Genomic DNA, 6,718 nt, shown 5'->3' with positions numbered 1-6,718 from the left:
GGCGTCCTCTTCATCGTCGGCATCATCGGCATGACCGGCGTCACGATGGAGAGCGGGTCGGACACCTATCTCGACAAGTCGACGAAGGAGGGGATCATCTACGACAGCTACAGCGAGAAATTCCTCTCCGACAGTGTCGTCCTCCTGATACGGTGTGACGACCCCCTCGACCCCGACCTCCTCGCCTTCCTCGACCGTCTTGAAGGCGAGATCAGGGGCGTGAGGGATGTCGGTTCCGTGGAGAGCCTTGCAGACGTGCTCATGCAGGCGAACGGAGGCAGGCTCCCCGCCTCGAAGGCTGAGGCACAGGCCATCTTCTCCCATCTCCCGCCTGACCTGAAGGAGAAACTCCTCCCCTCCAACACCATGACACTGGCCCTCGTCACGGTTGAGCAGGGCGTCTCGAAGGACGTATCCCGCGGCGTCCTCGGCAACATCCAGTCGGTGCTCGACAGCGAGTCCCCGCCGCCCGGCGTCCAGATCGAGATCACCGGAAACACCGCCTTCGACGAGCAGATGGAGGAGGAACTCTCCGGCTCCCTGCTGGTGCTCATCGCCGCGGCGATGGGACTGATGGTCGTGACCCTTGCGGTGCTCTTCTCGTCGATGAGCCACCGCTTCATCCCCGCGGCCCTCGTCGTCGTCGGCATGATCTTCACCTTCGGGATCATGGGCTTCAACGGCATCCACATGAACATCGGCGTGGTGGCCGCCTTCCCCGTGCTCCTCGGTCTCGGCATCGACTATGCGATCCAGTTCCAGGCGCGGCTCGACGAGGAGTGCCGCCGGTCGCCCCTCCCCGAGGCTGTGCGGACGACGGTCGTGCGGACTGGCCCTGCGGTGCTCATCGCCATGCTCGCAACGGCGATGGGCTTTATCGCCATGTTCATCTCGCCGGTGCCGATGGTCAAGTCCTTCGGCCTGGTCAGTATCATCGGGATCTCCTGCTGTTATGGCGCGGCCCTCATCGGTCTGCCGGTGATCGCCCTCCTCGTCAAATACCGCCCGAAGCCTGCGGGATCGGGCCGGGCAGTCGAGATGAAGAACCGCTACGACAGTTTCCTCTCCGGTGCGGCGGTGAAGATCGCAAAGAACCCGGTGCCTGTGCTGCTGGTGGCGGCGGTCGTGGCCTTTGCCGGGATCACGGTCGACGCCTCGATCCCGATCGACACCAACCAGGACACCTTTGTCCCGCCCGACATGCCGACAAAACTCTCCCTGAACACGGTGACCGGCGTCGTGGGGTCTGTCCAGCCTTTCCCCCTCCTTGTGGAGGGCGACAGGGTTGATGACTATCAGGCGATCGCATGGATAGACCGGTTCGGCCGGTACGCCCTTGACGAGCACTCGGAACTCACCGGCGTCACGAGCATCGCCACCCTGATCAGGCAGTACAACAACGGCGTCCTCCCTGACGACAAGGCAGGCATCGCCGCAGCCCTCGCCCGCATCCCCGACGCCGAGAAGGGGAAGTACCTCGACGGCCACTCGGCGGCGGTGATCCAGTTTTCGACCATCGAGATGGAGATGGGGACGCAGAACCAGGTGAAGGAGGCGGTGATGGCCGATGTCGGGTGGATGCAGCCTCCCCCTGGCATTGCGGTCCATGCGACCGGCGACTACGACATGTACACCACCCTCATCGCGAACATTGCGCAGAGCAAGGGGGAGATGACCTACCTCGGTTTCGCCCTGATCCTGGCATACCTGCTGATCGTCTACCGGCGGCGGTATGCGGTCTCGCCTCTTGTCCCCCTCGTCGCTATCGTGGGCTGGAATGCGGTGGGCATGCTCCTCCTCGGGATCGACTACACGCCCATGACGGCCTGCCTGGGCTCGATGACCATCGGCGTCGCCTCGGAGTACACCATCCTGATGATGGAGAGGTACGCCGAAGAACTCGAAGAGACAGGTGACCCCCTTGTCGCCATCCGCGACGGCGTCCAGAAGGTCGGGACGGCGGTCACGGTCTCGGCGCTCGTGACGGCGTGCGGTTTCTCGGCCCTCATCCTCTCGAACTTCAAGATCATCGCCAACTTCGGGATCACGACGGTCATCGCCGTCGGTTTCTCCCTGATCGGTGCGATCGTCATCATGCCTGCCGCCCTTGCGATCATCGGGGCCGGCAGGAGAGTCCCGGCCGGGGCGAAGAAGGGGGATGCGGCCGTCCCGGAGAGGGCCTGACCCCCTCCTCAATCACTTCTGTCCGGCACCCCTCCATCAGGAGGGACCGCCTCTTTTGGGTAACTCTTATATCAGATCAGTCCGGAATGGTGGCCGGGTGATATGTCATGCAACAGGCATTTGAAAGACATAGCACAGACATCACTGAGAAGGAGATCCTTGCCGCCGCTCACCTTGCCCCGGTGGGAAAGGGCCCTCATGTTGCTATGATGGGGGAGATGGGGGAAATTCCCGAAAGAGTCCCGGCAAAGGAGGAGGTCTCGGTCGTCACCATTTTACCGCCCAGGACAGGGAACCTTGCCGTGCTCCTGAACGAAGAGGAGAAGAAGACCCTTGATCCTTTTGTCAGGGCCGATATGGACAGGTACGACTTTTATCTGGTCGAACTCTGCTGTTCACTCCATACAGATAACAAGAAGACGACTCTGCAATCGGCGGAGTACAGTATTGCCATGGAACCTGACGAAAAGAACCGCCAGTCTCATATTTGCACAATGTATCCACGGTCGGTCACCGACACCATCAAGAAGACGAGCAAGATGGGCCTGACTTCTTCGCTTGAACTGGTCCTGATACCCGGTTTGAAACCCGGAGTCGAGGGAACGTTTGAGACAGGCGTCGAGTTCTCACAGCTTATCCCGAAGATCACCGCGTATTTCGGCAAAGGCCAGAGAGGCGGGCACTGGGAACTGGCGGAGACGGATGTTGAGAAACTGCAGGGGATACGCTACTTCTATCTCGTAGTCAGGGCCCCGAAGGGGGCGGAAAACCTCTGGGCGAGGTTTGAACTGAAGGCGAAGTACAGGGGCCGCTGGTATCATCTGTTCTTTAAGCCCGAGGATCCCGAGTCCGCCGCCATGGAAGTCAATCTCCTCACCAACGAGAAGAGAATCGTGCAGGTGCCGCTCGCCGCCTGACAGAACTGTTGATCTGTGTGCGGCATCTTTGACCGATCTTTTTTTCTCCCCTCACTGCCCAGAGGGGCGGGGGGACCTGTCCATGCGGCCTGCATTCGGGAGACATACCGAGAGACTGAAAGACGAGGATATCCTGGCGTCCGGCTCCTTTGTCCCTGAGCCCCTGCCGGGGGAGGAGACGGTGCGGGCCGACCTGCCCGGCGTGTTCCCGGCCGTCGTTGTCGGGTGGCCGGAGACGAAGAACCTTGCCGGGTTGCTCGGGAAGGACGACCTGGAGAGGATCGACCCCTCTGCCAGGGCCGACATGCGGGCACATGATTATTTCCTGGTCAGGCTCTGCTGCTCGTTCCTGCCGGGACAGGAGGACCGGGCGCTGCACTCGGTGCGTCTCATCTTCCTCCTGAAACCTGACGGGAGGAGGCAGCAGCCGCGGGTCTCTGCGATGTACCCGGTGCGGGTCGTCGACGCCGCGGTGGAGGAGAGGAGCAGGATGGGGCTTGACGCCTCTCTCCAGTTCGTCCCCCTTGTCGGGGCGCCGCCCGCGGCGGAGGGGGGGATCGCGACCGGGGTGGAGTACGCGACCCTTGTCCCGAAGATCACGGCCGCCTTCAACTTCGACCAGAGCGGCGTCCTCTGGGACTTCGAGCGGACCGACGCTGGCGAACTGCGGGGTGTGCGGTACATGTACCTCCTCCTCCGGGCATCGGCCGGGTCCACGAGTCTCCGGGCGGGGTTCATCCTCTCGGCGCGGGTGAGGTCAGGGGGGCGGTTGCGAAACGCCGTCTTTGCACCCGACGGCGGGGCGTCTCCTCTCATGGAGGTCGACCTCCTCTCCGGGAAGGGGCGTGCGGTCAGTCCCCCGCCCCCGGCCTGACCTCCGCACCGGGGAATGTTTTATGTACCGAGAGCCCCACCCTCCCCTCCCACGGGGGGATATGATGGCGAAAATTGCACGGAAGATGGTGGAGGACGCGGGGGTCGACGTGGACCACCTCGTCGACCTCCTGGTGAAGAACGCCGCGGCAGAACTGACGACATTTTATTACTACACAATCCTGCGGGTGAACCTGATCGGTCTTGAGGGCGAGACGATCAAGGAGATTGCGGAGACGGCGCGGATCGAGGACAGGAACCACTTCGAGGCGCTGGTGCCGCGGATCTATGAACTGGGCGGCAGACTGCCAGGGAGCATGGTGGACTTCCACAATGTCTCGGGGTGTCCGCCGGCAAAACTGCCCGCGGACCCGACCGACACCATGGCGATGCTGAAGGTGCTCGTTGAGGCGGAGAGGTGTGCGGTGCGGCAGTACACCCATGTCTGCTCCCTGACCGCGGGGAAGGACCACAGGACCTACGACCTCGCCCTCTCCATCCTCCACGAGGAGGTGGAGCACGAGTCCTGGTTCTCCGAGTTCCTCGGCGAGGGGCCGTCGGGCCACTTCCTCAGGCGGGGCGAGACCTCGCCTTTTGTCTCGAAGTTCCTGCGGTGAGATCATGGGAGGTGCGGGCCTCCCGCGCCCGCTCTTCCTAATCCGCTCTGTCGATGGTCTTCGCCTTCTTGACCAGGTAATAGCCTGCGGAGAGGGCGATGACGGCAAAGCCAATCCCGACGAGGGAGAAGTTGTCTATCTCACCCGAGTCGAGGAGGATGATCTTCCGGGTGATGGCGATGAGGGCGACGAGCATGATCACCTCGACGTGGACGCGGTGGTCTTCGATGTAGGTCCGTATCGTCTCCAGGAGTTCGAGGCCGATGAGCACGAGGAGGAAGAGGTCGAAGACTCTCAGGATCTCATGGTTTTCAAGTCTCAGTTTCGATTCGTCGATTAAGAGGCCCTGAAAGACGATATATGCCAGTTCGATGACGGAAAATCCTATAACGACGGCGAGGAGGCCGATAAGGACATAGTATATCCCCTTCTGGTAGGCGCTCAGCGCTTTTGACATGTGCCTTCAGTCCTGCTTTTCATAGGGAGGAAGGGCTGATAAAATCAGCGGGTTTGTTCTGCCGGGAGTTTCAGGGGTCTGGTGGTGCCGCCGGGATCAAGGGTATTTATACCGGCGGATCGTATGAATATCTGCATTTCTGGTCTGCGAGGGTTGCCGAGCCAGGTCAAAGGCGATGGATTTAGGGTCCATTCTTGCAGGAGTTCGAGGGTTCGAATCCCTCCCCTCGCACTTTGTTTCCGGGTTATAGGTAACAGTGAAAAAAAGCCACTTCTAGAACATAGTACGTATCCGGTCGACTACCCCGCGCCTGTTTTGGCGGGGCTTCCTGCTTCAGCCTCTTTCTCCTGAGGTGAGTCCACAGCCTCGACGGTGCGGTCCGCACCTGAAGCCCCGACAGGATTCTGCTCTTGCAGGGCGAACTTCTTGATATAAAAAAAGTTGGAAATTCCAGGCAGATCAATTGATCTTTTTGTTGAGCTTCTTGAGCTTCTTCTTGGCGGCCTGGCTACCTGCTGCTGCCTGTTTTGAGAGTTCTTCTGCCTTGGCTCTCTTCGCTTTGTTTTTCTTTTCCATTTCTTTCTTACTTAATGGCATACAGTCACATCCCAAGCCTTTGTGCTGCTTTATTTATCTTTTTTCCTCCATATATACCTGTATCGTTGTATCGGCCTGGAAAAACCAACGAAAAGTTGACCCATTCAACTGCTATTTTACCATTTTTGAACAATCAACAAAGTGTCATTTGAAAATAGTATGTCATATCTTTCATCGCAGACCTGACTGAAAAAGAGGTCGTCTCATAACTCTCCAGACCATCAAGGTGCACATGCCTGGCAGATGAGTGTTCGTATCGCTCGTGTCGGGCATGAAATGATTGCCAACCAGAGAAACGATTCCCTGCACGAAATCGTCTTTCGAGTCGTGAGCGAGAACTGGGCCGTTGCAGTAGAATCGTGGAATGTTTGTGCGATGATGAAATGCGGGCCGGGTTATGGGTCCGGGATGAGGTTGTTCATTCTTATTCCTTTTTCCCTGTCAGATCCTGGCCCCTTTTAAACGCATTTTTCGATGTGTCAAATTCTTTTATTGTATCATTGGCAAATGTGTCGAAGTACGATTTGTTTTCTTTTTCCGGGATTCCTGTTCCCATTTTTTTCGCTGTGTTTCCGGGATATGATCCATTGCGGCACACTGGTGTTCTTGAATATATTTCTGGTACCATGTACACAATTTCTTGATCTCCCGAATAGTTTCTTTGAGTTCTGCTGGGTCGGATTTTCCCAATCTTTTTTTATCTGTCAGTTCTGAAATTTTTTTATGGAATTTGTCGTGCCCATAATTCAATGCCGTTAGATGATACATTATCCATTCTGTGTAATTTTGAGCGTCGTGTCCTTCCTGTTCGCACATACCAGGAGTCTTCTTCCGACTCGGGTTTGATTTTTATGATCTGATCTGCGCTCTGGAGAGTCACACGGATTGACCTGTTAGGTCATGCCCTTCTCTTTCATATTCCCCCGTGCAAAGAGGGATGCAGGAACAGTCCCCGCAGTGGGGGCGCAATCCATATATGTAAAAAGTGCCAATATTTCTCTGCACTGCGGCAACGCAGGGCGCCGATAGTGTAGTGGTTATCACTAGGCGTTGCCAACGCCTAAACCCGGGTT

At 58.2% G+C, this 6,718-nt stretch carries 7 protein-coding genes and 1 tRNA gene; 5 read left to right on the top strand and 3 right to left on the bottom strand.

Annotation, left to right across the window (positions count from 1 at the left end):
- From Q0520_RS01420 to dps, 4 genes are all read left to right on the top strand, one after another.
- On the top strand, nucleotides 1–2,184 hold a 2,184-nt coding region (locus Q0520_RS01420), incomplete at its 5' end, for an RND family transporter (RefSeq protein ID WP_298665703.1).
- A 107-nt stretch (nucleotides 2,185–2,291) separates the two neighbouring features.
- On the top strand, nucleotides 2,292–3,101 hold the full coding sequence (locus tag Q0520_RS01415) for a hypothetical protein (protein ID WP_298665702.1): 810 nt from the start codon (nucleotides 2,292–2,294) through the stop codon (nucleotides 3,099–3,101).
- 82 nt (nucleotides 3,102–3,183) lie between these two features.
- Nucleotides 3,184–3,975, top strand: a complete 792-nt coding sequence (locus Q0520_RS01410; protein ID WP_298665700.1) for a hypothetical protein — start codon at nucleotides 3,184–3,186, stop codon at nucleotides 3,973–3,975.
- A 61-nt stretch (nucleotides 3,976–4,036) separates the two neighbouring features.
- Nucleotides 4,037–4,591 (top strand): DNA protection during starvation protein, encoded by a 555-nt coding sequence (gene dps, locus Q0520_RS01405; RefSeq protein ID WP_298665699.1) that lies wholly within the window; start codon nucleotides 4,037–4,039, stop codon nucleotides 4,589–4,591.
- Between the two features lie 37 nt (nucleotides 4,592–4,628).
- Here dps and Q0520_RS01400 read toward each other — a convergent pair whose 3' ends face one another.
- Nucleotides 4,629–5,048, bottom strand: coding sequence for a phosphate-starvation-inducible PsiE family protein (locus Q0520_RS01400; protein ID WP_298665697.1), 420 nt, complete (start codon nucleotides 5,046–5,048; stop codon nucleotides 4,629–4,631).
- Between the two features lie 146 nt (nucleotides 5,049–5,194).
- Between Q0520_RS01400 and Q0520_RS12140 the strand changes: the two genes are divergently transcribed.
- Nucleotides 5,195–5,279, top strand: a tRNA-Leu gene (locus Q0520_RS12140).
- Nucleotides 5,280–5,507: 228 nt separating this feature from the next.
- On the opposite strand, the gene Q0520_RS01395 is transcribed toward Q0520_RS12140, so the two are convergent.
- Entirely contained in the window at nucleotides 5,508–5,645 is a 138-nt protein-coding gene (locus Q0520_RS01395; RefSeq protein WP_298665696.1) for a hypothetical protein, read from the bottom strand.
- A gap of 424 nt (nucleotides 5,646–6,069) precedes the next feature.
- Entirely contained in the window at nucleotides 6,070–6,279 is a 210-nt protein-coding gene (locus Q0520_RS01390) for a hypothetical protein (protein ID WP_298665695.1), read from the bottom strand.
- Nucleotides 6,280–6,718 lie beyond the last annotated feature (439 nt).

It is taken from the genome of uncultured Methanofollis sp., from assembly GCF_937919355.1.
Classification (GTDB): Archaea; Halobacteriota; Methanomicrobia; order Methanomicrobiales; family Methanofollaceae; genus Methanofollis.
This window is presented reverse-complemented; position numbering and strand designations above follow the sequence as displayed.

Excerpts from the sequence above, each read along its gene's own strand:
- Q0520_RS01400 (WP_298665697.1), bottom strand. The coding sequence starts at position 5,048 with ATGTCAAAAGCGCTGAGCGCCTACCAGAAGGGGATATACTATGTCCTT.
- Q0520_RS01395 (WP_298665696.1), bottom strand. The coding sequence starts at position 5,645 with ATGCCATTAAGTAAGAAAGAAATGGAAAAGAAAAACAAAGCGAAGAGA.
- Q0520_RS01410 (WP_298665700.1), top strand. The coding sequence starts at position 3,184 with ATGCGGCCTGCATTCGGGAGACATACCGAGAGACTGAAAGACGAGGAT.
- dps (WP_298665699.1), top strand. The coding sequence starts at position 4,037 with ATGATGGCGAAAATTGCACGGAAGATGGTGGAGGACGCGGGGGTCGAC.
- Q0520_RS01415 (WP_298665702.1), top strand. The coding sequence starts at position 2,292 with ATGCAACAGGCATTTGAAAGACATAGCACAGACATCACTGAGAAGGAG.